This window comes from Paenibacillus sp. NPDC058174 (assembly GCF_042883865.1).
Lineage (GTDB): Bacteria > Bacillota > Bacilli > Paenibacillales > Paenibacillaceae > Pristimantibacillus.
On the sequence record NZ_JBHVUY010000004.1, the window covers coordinates 381,269 to 400,475 of the forward strand.

Below are 19,207 nucleotides of genomic sequence, written 5' to 3' on the forward strand. Positions count from 1 at the left end.
GTTACGTCCTACTGCGCATAAGGCTTCCCTACCTTCTTCTCTAACAAGCCTTGCAGCTTGCCGAAGAAGAGGGCAACCAAGAGATAGAGCAGGCTGACGGAGAGAAAGGCTTCCATCACCTTCAAGGTGTCGGCGGCCATCAGCTTCGCCTGGCCCATCATTTCGGTCAAGCCTAGCGTGAAGCCTAGCGAGGTTTCCTTGATGATGACAAGAAACGTATTGCCAAGTGAAGGCAGAGCAACCCGGTACGCCTGCGGGAAAACGATGCGCCGGAACGTCTGCAGCCGTGTCATGCCGATGGATTGCGCAGCTTCTGCTTGACCGCGGTCGACCGAGTCGATCGCTCCCCGGAAAATCTCCGCAAGATATGCGCCATTATTCAAGCTGATCCCGATAACGGTAGCCTGGAAGGCATTCATGACGCTTAGAGCAGGGAAGATTTGCGGCAGTCCGTAATAGAGCAGGAAGAGCTGGACAAGCAGCGGAGTGGACCGGAAAAATAAAATATAAGCATTCCCCGCAGCACTCACCGCTTTGACCCGCGAGCGGATCATCGACTCCAGCAGGATACCGAGCATAACAGAGAAAATCATAGACAGCACGGCAAGCATGAACGTTAGGGGCAAATAGCTCAGCAATTGCGGAAGGCTTCTTATAAAATAGGCGAAGTCGAAGTTCATCGCCTTACTCCGCCGGCTTGCTTATATCTTCGCCATACCATTTTTCAGCTATTTTTTTGATTGTGCCATCCTCGCGGAGCTTCTTCAGAGTGGCATTCACTTCTTCCACGAAGGCTTTGTTTTCGTCAGTGATGAGGAAGGGGCTACCGGCCGGAATGACGACAAACTGGTCGCCTGCTAGACGAAGCGGCTGGCCGGTTTTTTTGATTTGGGCCAGGGCAGCTGCTTTGGTAGAAAAGGTGGCGTCGAGTCTGCCCAGCAGCACATCGCGGAAGGCGCCTTCTCCTGTCTCGTAGATAACCACTTCAATTTTCCCCTCAGGATCAGCCTGTTTAATATAGTTCAGCATGATCTTGTTGCCTGCGACGACGCCGATTTTTTTGCCTTTTAAATCTTCAAGTGAATTGACAGTCTTGTTATCTTTTTGGGTAACCAACTGGGCACCCGAGTAAACATAAGGATCGGTGAATAAGTATTTCGCCTTCCGCTCTTCGGATAATGCAATCGAATTGACGATAGTGTCGATCTTCTTGGACTCCAGCGCTCCGAATAGGCTTGCGAAGTCAGTCAACTGGTACTCGATTTTAAAATTCAGCTTTTCCGCAAGCTTCTCCCAAATCTCGATTTCATAGCCTTCGAGTTTGTCGCCATTCTCCGTGTTTTTGAAGGTATAGGGATAGAATGCTCCATTAGTTCCGATGCGGACAATCTTCTGCTCTTTCGCCGAGCCGGAAGCCGGTTTATCCGCTTTAGCTCCGCAGGCTGCCAGAAGCGATACCGCTATTGCCGTCAAGACTGCTCCAGCCAGCGCTTTTTTGACTATGTACCATTTGTTCAATTGAGTTGTCACTGTAATTACCGCCTTTATCATAGAGTGGATATTGCTAGTTTAAAGAATGGGAGAGGGCTTCCTGTCGAGCAGCTGTCCTGCAAAATCCGGCTCCTCCAGCATCGGCCGCCCGATTGCCACAAAATCCGCGAGTTGCTCGGCAACGACGCGTTCCGCCAAAGCGCTCCCATGAATGCCGCCGACGGCTATAACGGGCAACGCTGTTTTGGATTTCACAACAGCCGCATAGGGAATCTGATAACCGGGATGAACGTCGAGAGGGCGGACGGGTGTGATGCCGCCCGAGCTGACGTGAACGGCGTCAATCAGCGGCTCCAACTGGGCAATAAAATCTGCAACCTGCAGCGGGAGCAGGCCAGCTGGATCGTAATCGGAAGCGGACACCCGAATCTGAACCGGATAATCCGATCCGACCGCCTCGCGAACAGCAGCCGTGACACGATGAACGAAGCGGATTCTGTTGTTTACGCTGCCGCCGTAAGAATCCGTGCGCCTGTTGGTAACAGGCGATAGAAACTGATGCAGCAAGTAGCCATGCGCAGCATGCAGCTCAATGCCGTCAAACCCGGCTGCTTGACTGCGAAGCGCCGCCTTGCGATAGCGATCAATCAGCAGCTCCAGCTCAGCTTCGCTGGCCGCGAACGGCAGCCGGTATTCCGCGTTGAAAGCAATGGAGCTTGGAGCAAGGAGTCTCTCATCGGGAAGCGGGTGCGATTTGCGCCCGCCATGCGATAGCTGGATAAAGATGCGCGCACCACGAGCGTGTACAGCTTTTACCACTTTGCCAAGATCCTCGATGTGGGCATCGGAATAGATGCCGATATCGTCTTGATACAGGCGGCCTTCAGAGGATACAGCAGTGGATTCGATAATGACCAGGCCGACATCGGCTGCCCGCCGTCCGTAATGCTGGACATGATAATCCGTCGCATGGCCTTCCGGCGTACCCTTGTGCTGCTGCATCGGGGCAAGAATGAGCCGGTTTTTGAGCTGGAGCTTATTGATTCGGCCCGGGGAATGCAAAGAAACGGTCATGGAGTTATCTCCTTTCATTTTATTCACATAGGATTAATTGGTTATTGACGTAATTATAGGGGGATTCAATCGCTTTAATCCAATATCAAGTTCGCTATCGCTTTAATTGATCCAGCCTATGAATCCGATATGTCATTTGATATTGGAGTTCCCGCGCAGGCGCCCGTTAAGATAGAGGGGACCCGTTCATGCGATCGAGAGGGAGGCGTTGCAAGTTGAGCTTTGAATTTGGAGTATATACATTTGGTGATTTAAACCATGATCCGCATAGCGGCCGTCCGATCGGTGCGAAGCAGCGGCTCGAGGAAATTATAGCGGCAGCGAAGCTTGCCGAAGAAGCCGGTCTCGATGTGTTTGGGGTGGGGGAGCATCATACGCCGAATTTTGCGGTGACGGCACCGCCCGTCGTCTTGGCTGCGATTGCCCGGCATACGAAACGAATCAAACTGACGAGCGCGACGACTGTACTGAGCACGGCAGATCCTGTGCGGCTGTTCGAGGATTTCGCAACGCTCGATCTGCTGTCGGACGGCAGAGCAGAGCTCATTGCCGGCCGCGGCGCGATGGCGTTTCTGGATACATACCGGGTATTTGGCTATGAGCTGGCTGATTATGATGCTTTGTTTGAGGAAAAAATCGGGCTGCTGCTTCAAATTAATGCCCAGGAGAAGCTGTCTTGGAACGGCCGTTTCCGCCCGGAGCTTATCGAAGCGGGAATCGCACCCCGGCCATTGGGAGGGAAGCTCCCGCTATGGATTGGAGTGGGCAGAACGCCGGAAAGTGCAGAGCGTGCCGGCAGGCTTGGAACGGGATTGTCATTCGCTCAGCTTACCGGCGATACGAATCGGCTGAAGCCGCTTGCTGAGGCATACCGGGAGGCGGGCCAGGCGGCCGGCTACACGCCGGATCAGCTCCCAATCGCTGTATGCGGACACGGATATATAGCGCCAACCTCGCAGCAGGCGCTGGATGAATATTTTCCGTATCACGCCAATTACTTCGAGCATATTATGCAAAAACGCAATCCGGCTGATCGTCTATCTCGCGAGCAGTTCGAGCAATCAACTAGCGCCAATGAAGCATTGGCAGTAGGCAGTCCTCAGCAAATCGTGGAAAAGATCCTGTATCAGCATGAACGGATTGGACACAACCGCTACTTGCTGCAATTGGATATAGGAGGCGTACCTTACGCCAAAGTGGCTCGTTCCATCGAGCTGCTGGCAACGGAAGTTGTGCCGGCCGTCCGGCGAGCGCTGCGCGAAACAACGACAGCAGCCGTGGAGGAAACGGGCGAACCGCTTCGCTAGCTTTTATCCATGTAACCATTGTTTCTCAACTAAAATTGACGTTTGACCTACACGCTTCAAGCGTACGGAGCAAGCGTCTTTGTCATTTTCTTTTTTCTAAATAACACTTTGTATTGACCAATTCTGTCAACATGTCTAAAATGGGATTAATGATAAAATCATACAATTGATTCCATATCATAAGTCGAACAGACCTCTGTAGGCTCGAAGCAACCTTGCTTCGGCTTTTTTTGCTTTTTGCTGGCGATTTCAAGAGAGAAGAGGAGATGGAGAATGGACCTGTTGCAATTGAAGTATTTCCAGACGGTTGCCCGCCGGGAGCATATTACACAAGCAGCTAAAGAGCTGAACATTGCGCAGCCGTCCTTAAGCCAGACGATTGCAAGGCTGGAGGAGGATCTGGGCGTTGCGTTATTCGACCGGCTTGGACGCAATATTCGGCTTAATGAAGCAGGAAGAGTTTTCTTACAGCATGTGGAGCGCGCCTTCGGCGAGCTGGAGAAAGGGAAGCGAGAGGCAGTGCGGATTTCCGGCAGATATGAGGAAGTCATTACGGTAGCCTCGATTCATTTGCCGATGGTATCGGAAATGCTGGCGACATTCGTATCGAAGCATCCGGAAACGAGATTCCGGTTTCAGCAAGGCTGCTATAATTCAATGAAGCAGCTTCTGAAGGATAAGGAAATCGACCTATGCTTGTCTGCTCCGCCAATCGAGCTGCCGAATACGACTAGCATTACGCTGCTCACCGAAGAGCTGAGGCTGCTCGTACCGGCTGGACATCGTTTTGCCTCAAGGGAATCGGTGCATTTGGCCGAGCTCGAGAAGGAAGCCTTTATTGGACTGAAAGCCGGCTTCGGGCTGCGGGATGCGACGGATGGGCTTTGCCTCAAAGCGGGATTTTCGCCTAACGTGATTTTTGAAGTAGAGGACCCCGCCTTGCTCCATAAGCTTGTCCGTGCGGGCATCGGCGCTGCTTTCGTTCCTGCACTGTGGGATATGGACAGTACGGACCCGGCGACGGTATCGGTGCGGATCGCGGACCCGAACTGCTTCCGTACGATCAGTCTGACCTGGTCGGAGCGGCAGGAGCTGTCGCCAAGCTTTGAGCGTTTCCGAATTTATGTCATTGAATATTTCCATAAGCTGCAGCAGCGGTTGGCTAGTACGACGGCGGTTGGGGAGAGTTCTCGCTCCATTATAGGCTTAGAATTATTAAAGTAATATCGATTTTGGTATTGGAAGCGGAAGGAAGTGCGCCTTTATAATCATTTTGCGGCCTAAATACCCATTAAATTCATAGGTTAACTGTGAAACGTAGGGGGTGCCCTAGCTGTGACGCAGTCCGGTAGAGAATAAGCCGAACGGGCTGCGCAGCGGATAGGGCCGACAAAATGACAGTTGAAGGAGTGTTTGGACATGTACAGAAAGAAAAGAGGAGCTTTACAGGCAGTAGCGTTGCTCATGCTGGCTATCGTCCTGGTGTTGACGGCATGCGGAGAGAAATCGGAAAAGGCGGGGGTATCGGCGAAGGTAACTGATAAGGCGACCACGGCTGCTGCAGGCAAAAAGCTGGTCATCGGCTCGACGGGAGGTTTTTATCCATACGTGTTCCAGAATACAGAGACGAATAAGCTGGAAGGCTTTGAAGTCGATTTGTGGCAGGAGATCACCGCGCTGACAGGCTACGAGGTGGAATGGAAGACGTCGGAATTCAGCGGTCTGTTCGGATTGCTGGATACAGGGAAAATCGATACGATTGCCAATTCCATCGCCGTAACCGAGGAGAGAAAGAAAAAGTATCTGTTCAGTGAGCCTTATGTGTATTCCGGTGCGCAGCTTGTTGTGAAGCAAGGAAATGATGCCATTCAGTCGCTGGAAAATTTGAAGGGTAAAAAGATCGGCATTCAGTCGGGCACCAACTTCGCCAATCTGGTTAAGGAATTCGATAAGAACGGGGAAATCGAAATCGTCAACTACGAGACCGCAGAAGCAGGCTTCCAGGACGTCGCCATCGGGCGTATTGACGCAACCTTTGCAACGAAGGCATCTGCGCTTGGCACGATTAATAAAACGAAGCTGCCGCTTCAACTGGGCGGCAAGCAGCTGACGACGATACCTGCCGCGAACCCGTTCCTGAATAATGAAGGAAATAAGGAATTGGTTAATCAGGTGAATGATGCGCTTAAGAAGCTTCGCGAGAACGGCAAGCTGGCCGAGATTTCGAAAAAATGGTTTACGCAGGATTTGACCAATCCGGATAACTGATATCGATAGTGCTGGAAGGGGCGAAGACCATCCATGTTTGATCTGGTATATTTGCTGTCGGCGCTTCCCCGGCTGCTGCAATTCATGTATTTGACCATGACGATCGCTGTGCTCTCGATGCTGTTCGGACTCGTTCTGGGACTGGTGCTGGAGACGGCGATCCGGCGCAAGCTGTTTCTGCTCGCGCCCTTGGCGAAGGTGTATATCTCCTTTTTCCGGGCAACGCCTTTGCTCGTGCAATTATTTATTTTGTACTATGGGCTGCCGCAATTAATTCCCGCCTTCGGCGAGATCAATGCATATTGGGCCACGGTAATTGGCATTACGATGAATTGCGCGGCGTATTTGGCGGAAATTATCCGGGCGGCGATCCGCTCCATCGAATATGGCCAGTGGGAGGCATCCCAGTCTATCGGGATGACCCGCTGGCAGGGCATGCGGCGGATCATTCTGCCGCAGGCGCTTCGCATTGCACTGCCATCCTTCGGCAATACCTTCGTGACCGTTGTGAAGGAAACTTCACTTGGCTTCACGCTGGGCTTAACGGAGATGATGGCACAGGCCAAGCTGATGGCGGCCGATACGTACAAGTTTCTGGAATCGTTCCTGGCGGCGGCTATCCTGTATTGGCTGGCCGCCATTGTGTATGGTTATATTCAAAGCGCTATGGAGAAAAAGGTCAACCGCCCGTACGGTCATGAAGTGTAACGGGTGATGGCGGAGGAGGAGTGTGAGGGATGAGCGGGATAACGGATTATTTGCAGGACAAGAAATCGGCGCTGGACGCTCGTAAGCTGCGGCTGGTTCAGGAGAGGGAGGTAGCTCCTCAACAGTTGAAGGCTGGGATTCGTGTCGCTGGACGAAGCGGTGTGCGCGAAATCCGGATTCGTGATTTTCAAATCATTAGCGACAGCGGCCCTGAGCTTGCGGGACATCAGCTCGGGGCAAGCTCGCCTGAGCTGCAGCTTGGCGTTCTGGGGAGCTGCCTGTCGCATATTACATTGATTCAAGCGGCGGAGCGCGGCGTGCCGCTCGAAGCTGTGGAGGTAGAGGTTACGGGCAATATGCATCCGCTCGCGGGAAAGCCGGGCTACGAGCATATTCCGGTCTATCTTCACAATATTGCGTACACGTTGCGCATTGAGTCCAGCGCTTCGTCTAAAGAGCTGGCGGCGCTCCATGAGGCTGTCGAGCTGGCTTGCCCGATATTGAACCTGCTTCAACAGCCTCAGCAAGTAGCAGGGACGCTTGTGCGGACGAAGCAGAAGCGCCGTAAGCAGGTCTGAGGGCTGGCGGGGAGTCAGCTAGAAATAACTTTCATCAATATAATATTAAGGTTCAGCAAATAAAGAAGCAGGAAGCGCGCAGCATGCTCGCTTCCTGCTTCTTTGTATTTATCCCGCTGCGGATTCCAATTCCCGCTGCAGCTCCCGCTCAATGACTTCCAGAAATTGATGCTTGAACGCCATGCCCCGAATGACCGTCTCTCCAATAATGAAGGTAGGCGCCGAGCTTACGTTGGCGACATAATAAGCATGGTGCAGCGCCTCACGATGCTTCTCGCGGTAGGTGCGCTCCTCCAGCGCCTTGCGGTAGGCGGCTTTATCTAAGCCAACCTCGCCTGCCAGCTCTGTCAGCACATCGATTTCTCCGATGTTTTTGCTCTCCAGAAAGAAGGCCTCATACATCCGCTTATTGTAGGCCTTCGCCTTGCCATGCTCGATAGCAAACTGATAGCCCTCGAAGGCCAGGTGCGTATACGGCTGAGGGGAGAAAGGCGGCTTCACGATCGGAATGCCTAGCTCTGCGGCTATTGGATAGACCCGTTCCTTCCAGTCCTTCGTAATATACTCGCCCTCGGGACGCAGAGTTGGCGTCGGATAAGGTCGAAGCTCGAAGGGCACATATTCAACCTCGATTCCTTTTTCAGCAGCAGCAGCCTCCAGCTCGCCTTCGGCAAGAATACAATAAGGACATACGAAATCTGAATAGACTTGAAGCTTTAACGTCATAAATAATTCTCCTCTCCATCCATTAGATACAGCCGTCAATGGTGCAGCTAATGCCGGTGCTCCATTGCTCCAGCCGTTGTTTTTTTAACTCTGCATCGATCGCTTCGAGAAATTGCTCTTTGTATAGGAGCCACTTAACCGTTGTTTTTCCGATCACGTAAGTTGGCGCAGCTGTAATATTGGCTTCATATAAGGCGTGATGCAGCGCCTGCTTATGCGCTTCCCGGTAGGCGCCGGTCTCCAGAGCCTCACGGTATTCTGGGCCATTCAAGCCCAGTTCCTCGGCTAGCTCTGTCAGCACGCTGATATCGCCGATATCCAGGCCATCTATGAAAAAAGCTTTATACATCCTCGAATTATAGGCTTCGCCGATGCCCGCTTTCTTCGCGAATTGATAGCCTTCAAAAGCCAGATGCGTGTAGGGCTGTGGTGAGAGTGTTGGCATACGAATCGGAATGCCGAGCTGCTCCGCGATCGGATAAACCTTTTCGCTCCAGCTTGCTTGCATATAACCGTCCTCGGGACGAAGAGTTGGCGCCGGATAGGGCCGAAGCTCGAAGGGCAGATGCTCAATCGTTACGTCCCGTTCCGCCGCCGCTGCCTTCAGCTCGCCGTCCGCGAGCAAGCAGAATGGACAGACATAATCAGAGTACACTTTGATCGTTAACGGCATGGCCGGTGCTCCTTTCGATAGGGGATTGCTTGCGTCTCCAAGAGCCGAAGCGGGAGCCGGAGCCTGATGACAGCGAGTCTTTGAATTGCCAAGCCTGCTCCAGCACGATGGATGCTAGTACGCCAACAACCAGTCCATTGTTCAAAATCGGCTTCAGCACATCCGGAAGTACAGCAAGGCTTGCCGCAGGTATGAACATGCTGCCGACTCCGGCGAACAATGAAAACGCCACAATGGTCAGCTTTTTCTCATTTTGCAGAATCGCGCCAAGCTCTTTCAGTCCGGCGGACAGCAGATGCGCGAAGGAATAAAAGATGACGGCGAATGCTACGGGCACAGGCACGGACGCAAGCGCCGCGGTTAGAAACGGGAAACAGCCGGCAATAATCAACAGCAGACAGCCGATCATAAAGGGCAGTCTCCTAGTCATGCGTGTAGAGGCGACAAAGCCGGCAGTATGCGAGTTGGACACGCAGCCTACCGCGGAGAAGGCTCCGGACAGCATCTGGTTGATGCCCATGACAATGCCGGAACGGCGATAGCGATCTGCGGGCTCAAGGCCGATTGTTTTCTCCATGACAACGATGGCTGCAATCATGTTAATCAGCAGCGGAAGCGTGATGACCAGCGTCGTGAGCGTAATGCCCGAGTCGAACAACGGCTTGCCCCAGGCGAATAATTGGGGGATGAGCACAGCCGTATCCGGCAGCTTAGGCAGCGCAGGAATGTGACCAAGAAGCAGGAATAAGCTATAGCCCGCGGCGATTCCGATCAGGGCGGAGTAGTTGCGGAGCCAAGCCGTCTTGCTGCGGCCGCACAGAAAAGTCAGCAGCAGAGTCGCGATGGCGGGAGCTGCAATACTCGCATGGATGTAAGGGTCCTTGTAGCCGACGCCAAGAATACCCTTCACGATCGGAGAACTGAACTGGAAGATGAGCAGCAGCAAATAAGTGCCGGTAACGACCGGCGTGAACAACTTTTTCAAATAACGGATGACTTGAAAAGCGCTCAGCAGCAAGATAATGACCCCGCCCAGCAGCAAGCCCATTTCCATCTGGCGAAGAAGCACGGTGCCGGACGCCCCCGGCGTAAGGTTGGCTGCAAGGAGAATGAAGACGCCCCACCATACGCCGGCAGGGCCCTCCAGAATCGGCAGCTTATGGCCCAGCGTTACTTGCAGCAGGGAGGAGATGCCGATGACGGTCAGCGTTCTTTGCAGAAGACTAATCGTCTCGGCATCCGATAGCTGAAAGGCCGCCGCCACGACAATGGGTGCCACAAGGCCGCCTGTCAGCAGAAAAAAAGCCCATTGAAGCGAATCAAGCAGCGTTCTCACGAGCGGTTCGCCTCTTTGGCAATACGGTGATGGGAGTCCGCTGTCATACGCGGGCTTCCGTCTGCAGGGCGGATGCGAGATCCAGAACGAGCGCTTGAAGCGTCTGAACGCCGCTTTCGTCAATATAGATGCCGTGCTGATCAATGTGGCCCGGATCGGCAACAAACTGGGCGGGCAGCACATTGGCTTGGAGGCCGCGCAGCACGAGGCGCAGGTTGTTCAGCGCGTTGATTCCGCCTTTTCCGCCCCCAGCAGCAGCCGCTATGGCAACGGGCTTGCCCTTGAAATAATCGCTGTTCAGAAAATCCAGCGCGTTCTTCAATGCGCCGCTGATCCCGTTATGGTATTCGGGTGTGACGATAAAGAAAGCGTCGGCCTCCTGCGCAAGCTTCTGAAGCTGAGCGACGGTATCCAGCTCCTGCTGAGCGGGATCTCCGTTGAACAAAGGCAGTACATGACGGTGAAGATCCAGCAGCTGCGAGTTGCCTTGCTTATCCCTCAGCAACCTATACACGACATTAACAACGGCCTTGGTATTGGCTCCGGCACGAGGGCTTCCGCTAATGAACAAAACATTTTTACCCATGGGTCACACGCTCCATATCCTAAATTTATGATGTTAAAACCACCTATTCCGGGTTTATTAGTATTATAACGAGCGATTGAAAAAAACTTCCAATATCAATTTCCTAATAGGTTTTATAGACGGGAAATTATGAACATATTGGTTCCAAACTATCATTTATATTTTTGGTTGACAGGGTAAAAATTTCCAACTATGATAGTTTACAATTCAAATTGGAATAGGAGGAATTATATGGCTGAGTTGCGATTGCTAGGCGGATTAGAGACGCGCAAGGAAATTCAATTACGTTCTTTTCTGGAGGAGCAGGGTGTCTATTACGAAAGGTGGGAGGAGCAGCTTACTCCATCCTCATATGAGGAACGGCTGCTGCTGACGGAGGAGGAGAAAGCCGGGCTGCTTCGCATCTATGAATCTTCGATTGCGGATTTTGCCGAGCGCAAGGGCTACAAGCAATGGGATATTGTGATCCTGTCGGAGCAGACTCCTGATATGCTGCAGAAATTCGGCTCGCTTCATTATCATCTGGATGATGAGGTGCGGATTGTGCTTGGAGGGGCAGGCGTGTTCACGATAAAAGACAAAGCGGGAACCGGCTATTTTGAATTGACGGCATTGCCCGGCGATGTTGTCGTGGTGCCCGCTCACAGGCCGCATGCCTTCCGTTTGTCGGAACGGCCGCAATTTATTGTCGTCCGTCTGTTCGAAGGGGAGGTCTCCTCGTTCACTTATCCGGCAGAGGATTCGACATTCGTTGTCAATTAAAGTCGGAACGATAGCTTCTAAAGAATACGATTGATTGGATAAGTAATATTGGACGGCTGGGAAGCGGGAGAGTACAGTCTAAATTGTAAAACATTCCAGAATACTAAATTACTAACAATTTGTAAAATCATAGACTGGAAAGGGGAGATGCAGGCCGGATTTATTGGTTTGAATGAATAAAGACAGAGGGAGTGGTTAGGATGTGCCGAATATTCGGATATATCGGTCATGAGGATGTCGATCCCGGGCGATTGAAGGCAGTCTCCGATCAACAGCTGGCAGGCGGGCCCGATCAGCAATCGGTATGGGCAGAGAGAAACTGGGCGATCGGGAATAACCGGCTTGCGATCGTCGGACTTGATGGCGGCGAGCAGCCTTACAGTCTTGGCGATTCAATACGCATCGTATTGAATGGCGAGATCTATAATCACCGGGAACTCAGAGGCAAGCTGGAGGCAAAAGGCTATACGTTCACGGATCATTGCGACGGTTCGATCCTGCCTGCGTTATATGCGGAATACGGATTGGATTTTGTCCGTTATCTCGACGGAATGTTCGCAATTGCAGTCATCGATTTGCGGGAGGGGGTTGTACTCACCCTGGCAACGGATCCTTCCGGCATTAAATCCCTGTATTACTATTGGGATGAAGGGAATACAACGCTTTACTTCTCGTCGGAGCTCCCGTCCTTACTGGCATTCGGCAAGGTACCTTCAAGCTTATGGCTGCCGGGCGTCGATTTCTATCTGACGACGAAGGTGGTATTCGGAGAGCGGACGCTGTTTGACGGCGTATATGCGCTTCCGCCATCCTCGCTGCTGCAAGCAAGGCTGGGTGAGCGGCCGTCCCTTCGCCGGTGGAAGACGCTGCTCGCTTCGGAGCCGCTGGGCAGTGACTTTAGCTCCGCAGCTCTATCGCTGCGGGGACAGCTTGACCGTGAGGTGCAGGCGCTGCTGCTTGCAGACGTACCTGTGTCCACAATTAACAGCGGCGGATTGGATTCCAGTCTTGTAACCGCATTGGCAAGCCAGAGACAAGCCGGCATCCACTCCTTTAATTTATCTTACGTAGGCGACTGGCCGCTGGACGAGAAGATCTATGCCAGACAAGTGTCAGAGCGGTACGGGACGACGCATCATGAGGTGCTGGTCGATCCGCGTGACTTTGAAAAGCTGCTGCCGCTTGTAGCAGAGCGGCTGGGGCAGCCGAATGCCGATCCCATCACGCTGAGCAGCTACGCTTTGTTCGAGGCGGTTCATCAAGCCGGGTTCAAGGTGACGGTATCCGGCGACGGAGCGGATGAAATGTTTGCCGGCTACGACCGGTTCCTGGAGGCTTCAGAGTCCTCGCATGACTGGATTAAACCCTATGTCGCATCACTTGGTGTTGCTTCGCCGGAGTTGCGCAAGGAGCTGTACAGCGATGATTACCGCGCTTTTATACAGGATAACGGATCGATCGGTGACCAAATTGCGGACAGTCTGCGGACTGCGCATCACCGGAAGGGAAGACTGGACGCGATTCTCGATTTCGAGCGGGAGTACCGGCTGCCTTCGTATCACTTACGGCGTGTCGATCATCTCAGCATGGCGCATTCCGTAGAAGTACGGGTTCCTTTCTGCCAGCCGCGCATTCTGGATTTGGCGGGAAAACTGCCTGTAGACTGGCGGATCGGCGAAGGAAAAGTGAAACGCCTGCTGTACCGGGCGGCGGAAGGGCAACTGCCGGATGCGATTCTGAACCGGAAGAAGCAGCCGTTCACATTGCCAATCGATGCCATGATGCGCAAGGGGCTTCCGCTCTTCGAGGCAGTGGAGCGGGTACTCGACCGGGACACGCTGCGCAGACATAATCTGTTCAGTCCGGCAGCGGTAGAGAAGCTGCTGCACAAGCAGGCGACTCAGCCTGACGGCAAGACGGCGTTGACGCTGTGGTCGCTCGTTATTTTCCAGCTATGGATTAGTCAATATCAGGTTCAAATTGGTTCTTCCAAGCAATATCAGTTTGAGGGGTGATTCCGATGCAAACGTATTTGGCGCATGCTGAGGGGAGTGTGTCATCCTCCATCATTATTGATGGAACGGAGCTGCCTGCTTCGCCTGAAGCCATTATTCCAATTCTAAAGGAGATTAGCGACAACTTGGATGATGAAGAGCGGCCTTACGGGCTGATCTCCAAATATGTCGTCCTGCGTCCGTCCAAGCATCCGATGTACGACCTGAACTATTTGTTTTTCCAGCTGGTACCGGGCAATCCTGTTACTTTCGATTATTCGGGCAGCTGCGGTCATTCCATCCTGGCTGCGATTCAGGTCGCGATGAAGTGGGGCTGGCTGCCAAGCGCAAGCCCGGGATTACGCGTACGTGTATACGTGGAAAATGTCGGCGACTCCCTCGTCTGCGAGGTCGACCATGCGGTTCGTTCCGGGATGAATTGCACGGCGCATTTCATCGTGGACGGTGAGACGCCGCTCTCCAGTCTGCTGCCATCCGGCGCATTAACGAACCGGTTATCCACGGAATATGGAGACTATGAAGTATCGCTCGCATCCTCCGGCAATCCGTATGTGTTCGTTAATGCCGCGGAGCTCGATATTCATTCGGAGCAAGCGTTATTTGAGGCGGGAGAGGACACGCTGGTGCGTCTGCAAGCGATCCGCCGCTCTGCGGCGCAGCTGCTGGGGTGGAACCCGGATGGCGTCTTTCCGAAGGTAGCGGCTATTGCCAGCTATGAACCGGGTGTGATCGCGTTCAGGGGCGTATCGATACCGTCCTGGCATCCGACGATTGCGCTGACTGGAGCAGCCTGCATTGGCGCAGCCGCTGCTATTGAAGGGACTATCGTTCATCGGCTGATCGGAGATACGCTAGCCGCGGGTTATCGTCTGAGGGTGAGTACGAAAGGCGGAAGCACCTATATCTCGACGGCTACGACGGGCGGCAAGCTATCCGACCATTTGCTATACAGCAGCATTTCGGAGAAAAACGTGCGTCTGCTTGGGGCGTTACCGTTTAAGAAAGGAGCATACGAATGGGAGTGGCAACGCAAGGTGTACGCATAGAGTCTTTGTTGGAAGAGCTGGACCGTTACGCCGCTTTGGCTGATGAAACGGGGCGGACGCAGCAGGAGTCGCTTGATGCGCTCAAGGCATCCGGTCTGTTGGGCAGTCTGGTGCCGGAGGAATACGGCGGTCTTGGTTATGATTCTTTATTTGCCGGAAGGCTGATCGCCTCAATCGCGGAAGTAGATCCATCAATCGCTATTATCGTCTTTCAGCATTTCTCGGTTGTATCCCGCATATTGGAATGGGGCAGCGTGAAGCAGCGAACCGAATATTTGCCCAAGCTCGCAAACGGGCAATGGCTGGCTGCATCGGCTTGGTCAGAGACAGGTGCCGGTGCAAATAAACAGAATATTTCGACAGTTGCAGATCGCACACTAGACGGCAACTGGATAATTGGAGGCGTGAAGTCATTCACGACGGGGGCCGGACTGGCTAATTTATATCTGGTGCTTGTCCAGACGGGTACGGGCGACTCCGGCTCGCTGTACGGCAATTCGGGGCAATCCTTTTTCCTAATAGAGACTACACAGGGCATTACCGCGAATGCCGATACGAATCTATCCGGTATGCGCGGCTCCTCGACGGGGTTTATTAATCTGCATCAGTGCGAGGTAGCAAGCGAGCAGGTCATCGGCCCGCTTGGCGGAGCGCCGGCCGTCATTAACTGCATTCGCGAATGCGGGCTGACGCTGGGCTCCGTGTCGCTCGGGATTAGCGAGGCGGCCTACAAGCTGGCGCTGGAGCAAGTGAAGGCCAGAGGGCAGCAGGGCAATCCGGTACTGCAGGCCGCCTTGTCCGAGCTGCATATGCAGCTCGAAGCGGTTCGCGCGCTGGTTGAGAAGGTTGGGGCAAAGGAGGGAGGCGACCGGCTTAGCCAGATTGCCTACCAGTCCAAAATCTTCGCTTCGGAATCCAGCGAAAATATTGTCCGCGAGGCTCAGCAGATCATTGGCGGCTCCGGATATGTGCGCGGCAAAAAAATCGAACGCCTGCTGCGTGATGCAAGGGCTGTTTCGCTAATGGGGCCGGTAAACCGGCTGGCTCGTGAAATTATTGGAAGGGAGCTGATTTCATGAGCGGGGCTGCATTTGATCTTGTGATCGACAATGCCCGTATCGTCTACCGGGACCGCATCTTGAAAGGCAAGATCGGTATTCGGGACGGAAAGATCGCAAAGCTGCTGCGGCAAGACGAAGAAGCAGCGGCGGATCGCACGATCGACGCAGAGGGGCGGTATGTGCTGCCGGGGCTTATTGATTCGCATGTTCATTTCCGGACACCGGGTTATGAGCATAAGGAGAACTGGCACTCCGCCTCAAAGGCAGCTGCAGCGGGCGGTGTGACGACGGTGCTGGACATGCCCAATACGAATCCGTACACGGATACCGTAGATAAGCTGCGGCAAAAGTCGGCTCTCGTACAAGGTCAGTCTTATGTCGATTACGGCTTTCATATCGGGGTTGTGCCGGGCAAGGCAGAGGCGCTTCAGACGCTGGAACGAGGAGAAGCGGCGAGCATTAAGCTGTTCCTTACCGGACACCGGACTGCTAAGCACATTATTGATGACGAGGCGGAGCTTGACTATATTTTCCGGCTGGCGGCGGATAAGGGAATTCCGCTGACGCTGCATGCGGAGGATGACTTTGTGCTTCGGCTGTTCCGCCAGTCTCGCGGCGAGCCCTCCGATTTGACGGAATACGAATCGGTCTATCCGCGGATTGGAGCGATAACAGCCGTTGCTCGCTCGCTCCGGTTCGTCCGCAAGTACGGCACATCGGTTCATATACTGCATGTATCGTCAGCTGAGGAGGCGGAGCTGCTGGATGCGGCGGCGGAGGCGGGATATCCCGTTACATACGAGACGACCGCCCATCAATTATGGTTCGATCATGCAAGTGCGCGGGAGCTCGGGACGAGGGCCAAGCTAAGTCCTGCTATCCGGGAGCCGCGTGACCGGGATCGGCTCTGGCAGTCAATTGCCCGCGGCACGCTTGCGTCAGTCGGCAGTGATCATGCACCCCATTCCAAAGCGGAGAAAAGCTTTGATTTCCATGATGCGCCGCCGGGCTTGCCGGGTGTTCAGGAGTTGCTGCCTGTACTACTAACCGGATTGAAGCGGTATCTCCCTTCATTAAGCAGAGAAGAGAGGCTTCTTGCGGTGGCCCAATTGCTTGCTGCGGGGCCAGCGGCTCGTTTCGGCCTTGATCACCAGAAGGGAAGCATCGAAGTCGGGCTGGATGCCGACCTTCTCCTTATTGATGACGAGAAGAAGTGGACCTTCACTGAGGGGCATGTGCTGTCGGGCAGCGGCTGGTCGGCTTATGAAGGGGCCGAGCTTGAAGGAGAAGCCGTAGTGACGATTGTAAGAGGGCAAGTGGTCTACGATCGGGGGCAATTCGGCGAGGAAGTTGGTCAGCCTGTTTCCCTGCGGAGAGAGACGGCCAATGCCTTCGCACAAACGGCGGGAAGCCCTTATGGAATGCTGGTCTGAGCATACCGGCAAGAGCGGGAGCAGTGGGGTGGCAGATGGGGTGATCCCGCCTGCCGCCCCATCCTATATAACTATTTTCAAGAGGAGGAGTAACGATGACAACTGCAGCAAATTCATTAACATCCGGTGCGGTAATTAGGTATTCGGAATTGAACTGGGAGGACCGCGGTGATCTGCTGGTCGCCATCCCTGTGAATGAAGAGAAGGGAGCGGTGCTGGTCAAAGGGCTGGTCGTCCGGATTAAACCAGGCGGCACTTGGACCAGCTGTGAGAAAGGGAAAGCTCAAGAAGTGGTAGGGGTTATATGGAAAGGGAAGGGCAGTGCACGTGTCGGAGATGCAACGAGCGCTCTGGAGCCAGTTTCCGCCTTGTACGCGCCGTCCGGCTCCGATTATGAAGTAAAGGCCGATCAAGACGAGGAAGTTACAGTGTACATTTGGCAGACGGTGCTGCCTGAAGGCTCGCCAATCGCATCCAAGCCGAGGCTTTTCAACCATCTGTACAACGACGAGACTCAGTTGAAAGGTTTTACGGGCAATGATCCGTCGCAGACGATTGAGAATCCGGCGAATATGAACTTCCTGTTCTGGCCGGGCACAGGCAGCGCCAGGTTATCGCTGCACTGCGGTATTCAGGAGCCGGGACAAAGCTTCGCCGTTCATCAGCACCCGCATTCCAGCGAGCTGTTCATCGGTGTGGAAGGCAAAGGCGAAATTCACTTGAACGGGGAATGGCTGCCGTTCGAAGCTGGCGATTTGCTCTATGTGCCGCAGGGGATCTTCCATGGTACGCGCAACTTGTACACAGGCGAAGGAGCGGCCAGATTTGTAACGACGGGCGGGCCAACGCCGTTTGATGCCAGCTTCTATACCTTCGCAGGAGTGTCTCCGGAAGTGGTAGATCCGGCATAAGCTAAGCGATAGGCAAGCAAAAAAAGTTCACCACTGCCGATAAGGCTGCGGTGAACTTTTTTTATAGCGTTAATTTAAGGGATTGTAACCAGCTCTGGAGTAACGGCCTTCAGATAAGAGGTATTGATGAAGGATTTGAAGTCCGGCACTTCTTTAATCTTCTCGTTATCCTTCAAAAACTTGGAGATGCTCTCCAGTGCAGTAACCAGCTCCGGCGTCAGATTAAGCGCGTAATGGTTGAGCGCGATTAAGGTTTTGATATCGGCCGCGTCTTGTCCAAGTGTCTTGCCAATATGCTCGGCTGCCGCATCCGGATTGGCTTCAATAAAGGCGACGGATTTGTTCAAAGCCCGCAGTACCGCTTTTACCGTCTCCGGGTTTTTGGCTGCAAAGTCGTTATGGGCAATCAGAATGGAGTAGGAGCTAATGAGCTGCTGCGGTCCTTCCTCGCCGGGAACATGTGATTCTTTGCCCGTCAGGAGGGCAACGCCGCCTTTCTTAACACCATTGAGAGCAACGGGCTGCCAGATAGAAAAGGCATCGATATTGCCAGCCTGGAAGGCAGGCAGCAATTCCGTCGGGCCGATCTTGAACGACTCGATCGATTTCAGATCAAGACCGTATTTCTCTGCGATGCGCAGGAAGAAAGCTTCAGATACGGTTCCTGGTACAAAGGCGATTTTCTTTCCGTTCAGATCAGCTGGCGTTTTGATTTTATCAGGATTGACGACTAAGGTTTGTACACCGGATATATCGGCCTGCTGGGCAATAATTTCAATCGGCAGACCCGACGCTTTGGCAATAATCGGCGGAATGTCGCCGGAGGAGCCGAGCTGAATGCTCTTAGAGCCTAAAGCAGCGATGACGTCGGGGCCGGCCGCGAACAGCTCGGTTTTGACCTCGAGACCTTCTTCTTTAAAGTAGCCTTCCTCGTTCGCAATTACGATGAGCGGTGACAGCTGCGTATCACGAGCTGTACCGATGGACAGGCTGGTCGTTTCGAGAGCGGGCTTAGGCGGTTCGGTCGGTGCGGCTGTAGCGGCGGATTTTTCTTCCGCAGCAGGAGCAGGAGAGGCAGTCGGCGATGGCGATGGCGATGGGGATGAATTCGTCTTGCCGCTTCCGCCTCCGCAAGCTGCGAGCAGCACAGTGAGTGCAATGAATAAGAAAATAAGAAGCGAAGAATGCGATTTACGAATAATAGACATAACGATAGCCTCCAAAAAAATGAT

The 19,207-nt window shown here is 53.5% G+C and carries 19 protein-coding genes; 11 read left to right on the forward strand and 8 right to left on the reverse strand.

Features of this window, described 5'->3' with window-relative positions; genetic code table 11:
• Nucleotides 1-8: 8 nt before the first annotated feature.
• Genes ACFVVF_RS20910 through ACFVVF_RS20920 form a run of 3 tightly spaced genes read right to left on the reverse strand, consistent with a single transcriptional unit; the run spans nt 9 to nt 2,565 of the window.
• Nucleotides 9-680: an amino acid ABC transporter permease gene (locus tag ACFVVF_RS20910; RefSeq protein ID WP_387813843.1), complete on the reverse strand. Its 672-nt coding sequence runs from the start codon at nt 678-680 to the stop codon at nt 9-11.
• Nucleotides 681-684: 4 nt separating this feature from the next.
• Nucleotides 685-1,530 (reverse strand): transporter substrate-binding domain-containing protein, encoded by an 846-nt coding sequence (locus ACFVVF_RS20915; protein ID WP_387813845.1) that lies wholly within the window; start codon nt 1,528-1,530, stop codon nt 685-687.
• A 39-nt stretch (nt 1,531-1,569) separates the two neighbouring features.
• A complete protein-coding gene (locus ACFVVF_RS20920; protein ID WP_387813847.1) occupies nt 1,570-2,565 on the reverse strand; it encodes an oxidoreductase in 996 nt (331 codons plus the stop codon).
• Between the two features lie 215 nt (nt 2,566-2,780).
• Here ACFVVF_RS20920 and ACFVVF_RS20925 point away from each other — a divergent pair, with 215 nt between their 5' ends.
• From ACFVVF_RS20925 to ACFVVF_RS20945, 5 genes are all read left to right on the forward strand, one after another.
• Nucleotides 2,781-3,872, forward strand: a complete 1,092-nt coding sequence (locus ACFVVF_RS20925) for an LLM class flavin-dependent oxidoreductase (protein WP_387813849.1) — start codon at nt 2,781-2,783, stop codon at nt 3,870-3,872.
• Between the two features lie 273 nt (nt 3,873-4,145).
• Entirely contained in the window at nt 4,146-5,096 is a 951-nt protein-coding gene (locus tag ACFVVF_RS20930) for a LysR family transcriptional regulator (protein WP_387813851.1), read from the forward strand.
• A 195-nt stretch (nt 5,097-5,291) separates the two neighbouring features.
• Nucleotides 5,292-6,140 carry an amino acid ABC transporter substrate-binding protein gene (locus ACFVVF_RS20935; RefSeq protein ID WP_387813853.1) on the forward strand — a complete coding sequence of 283 codons (849 nt, stop codon included), beginning with the start codon at nt 5,292-5,294 and terminating at the stop codon, nt 6,138-6,140.
• A 33-nt stretch (nt 6,141-6,173) separates the two neighbouring features.
• Nucleotides 6,174-6,848 carry an amino acid ABC transporter permease gene (locus ACFVVF_RS20940; protein WP_387813855.1) on the forward strand — a complete coding sequence of 225 codons (675 nt, stop codon included), beginning with the start codon at nt 6,174-6,176 and terminating at the stop codon, nt 6,846-6,848.
• 29 nt (nt 6,849-6,877) lie between these two features.
• Complete coding sequence (locus ACFVVF_RS20945) at nt 6,878-7,426, forward strand: OsmC family protein (protein WP_387813857.1); 549 nt, start codon at nt 6,878-6,880, stop codon at nt 7,424-7,426.
• Nucleotides 7,427-7,534: 108 nt separating this feature from the next.
• Here ACFVVF_RS20945 and ACFVVF_RS20950 read toward each other — a convergent pair whose 3' ends face one another.
• The 4 genes from ACFVVF_RS20950 to ACFVVF_RS20965 are packed head-to-tail and all read right to left on the reverse strand — an operon-like array spanning nt 7,535 to nt 10,747.
• Nucleotides 7,535-8,152 carry a DsbA family oxidoreductase gene (locus tag ACFVVF_RS20950; RefSeq protein ID WP_387813859.1) on the reverse strand — a complete coding sequence of 206 codons (618 nt, stop codon included), beginning with the start codon at nt 8,150-8,152 and terminating at the stop codon, nt 7,535-7,537.
• 22 nt (nt 8,153-8,174) lie between these two features.
• Nucleotides 8,175-8,825 carry a DsbA family oxidoreductase gene (locus ACFVVF_RS20955; RefSeq protein WP_387813861.1) on the reverse strand — a complete coding sequence of 217 codons (651 nt, stop codon included), beginning with the start codon at nt 8,823-8,825 and terminating at the stop codon, nt 8,175-8,177.
• Entirely contained in the window at nt 8,797-10,161 is a 1,365-nt protein-coding gene (locus ACFVVF_RS20960; protein ID WP_387813863.1) for a purine/pyrimidine permease, read from the reverse strand. The genes ACFVVF_RS20955 and ACFVVF_RS20960 overlap by 29 nt, the downstream gene beginning before the upstream one ends.
• 43 nt (nt 10,162-10,204) lie before the next feature.
• Nucleotides 10,205-10,747: an NADPH-dependent FMN reductase gene (locus ACFVVF_RS20965; protein WP_387813865.1), complete on the reverse strand. Its 543-nt coding sequence runs from the start codon at nt 10,745-10,747 to the stop codon at nt 10,205-10,207.
• Between the two features lie 231 nt (nt 10,748-10,978).
• Here ACFVVF_RS20965 and ACFVVF_RS20970 point away from each other — a divergent pair, with 231 nt between their 5' ends.
• From ACFVVF_RS20970 to ACFVVF_RS20995, 6 genes are all read left to right on the forward strand, one after another.
• Nucleotides 10,979-11,509: a cupin domain-containing protein gene (locus ACFVVF_RS20970; protein ID WP_387813867.1), complete on the forward strand. Its 531-nt coding sequence runs from the start codon at nt 10,979-10,981 to the stop codon at nt 11,507-11,509.
• A 200-nt stretch (nt 11,510-11,709) separates the two neighbouring features.
• On the forward strand, nt 11,710-13,524 hold the full coding sequence (gene asnB / locus ACFVVF_RS20975) for an asparagine synthase (glutamine-hydrolyzing) (protein ID WP_387813868.1): 1,815 nt from the start codon (nt 11,710-11,712) through the stop codon (nt 13,522-13,524).
• A 5-nt stretch (nt 13,525-13,529) separates the two neighbouring features.
• Nucleotides 13,530-14,570 carry a PrpF domain-containing protein gene (locus ACFVVF_RS20980; RefSeq protein ID WP_387813870.1) on the forward strand — a complete coding sequence of 347 codons (1,041 nt, stop codon included), beginning with the start codon at nt 13,530-13,532 and terminating at the stop codon, nt 14,568-14,570.
• Nucleotides 14,540-15,649 (forward strand): acyl-CoA dehydrogenase family protein, encoded by a 1,110-nt coding sequence (locus tag ACFVVF_RS20985; RefSeq protein ID WP_387813872.1) that lies wholly within the window; start codon nt 14,540-14,542, stop codon nt 15,647-15,649. The genes ACFVVF_RS20980 and ACFVVF_RS20985 overlap by 31 nt, the downstream gene beginning before the upstream one ends.
• Nucleotides 15,646-17,064 carry a dihydroorotase gene (locus ACFVVF_RS20990; protein ID WP_387813874.1) on the forward strand — a complete coding sequence of 473 codons (1,419 nt, stop codon included), beginning with the start codon at nt 15,646-15,648 and terminating at the stop codon, nt 17,062-17,064. Before ACFVVF_RS20985 ends, ACFVVF_RS20990 begins: the two co-directional genes overlap by 4 nt.
• Nucleotides 17,065-17,159: 95 nt before the next feature.
• On the forward strand, nt 17,160-17,975 hold the full coding sequence (locus ACFVVF_RS20995; RefSeq protein ID WP_387813876.1) for a cupin domain-containing protein: 816 nt from the start codon (nt 17,160-17,162) through the stop codon (nt 17,973-17,975).
• A gap of 74 nt (nt 17,976-18,049) precedes the next feature.
• Here the strand turns inward: ACFVVF_RS20995 and ACFVVF_RS21000 are convergent, their stop codons facing one another.
• On the reverse strand, nt 18,050-19,183 hold the full coding sequence (locus tag ACFVVF_RS21000) for an ABC transporter substrate-binding protein (RefSeq protein ID WP_387813878.1): 1,134 nt from the start codon (nt 19,181-19,183) through the stop codon (nt 18,050-18,052).
• Between the last annotated feature and the right edge of the window lie 24 nt (nt 19,184-19,207).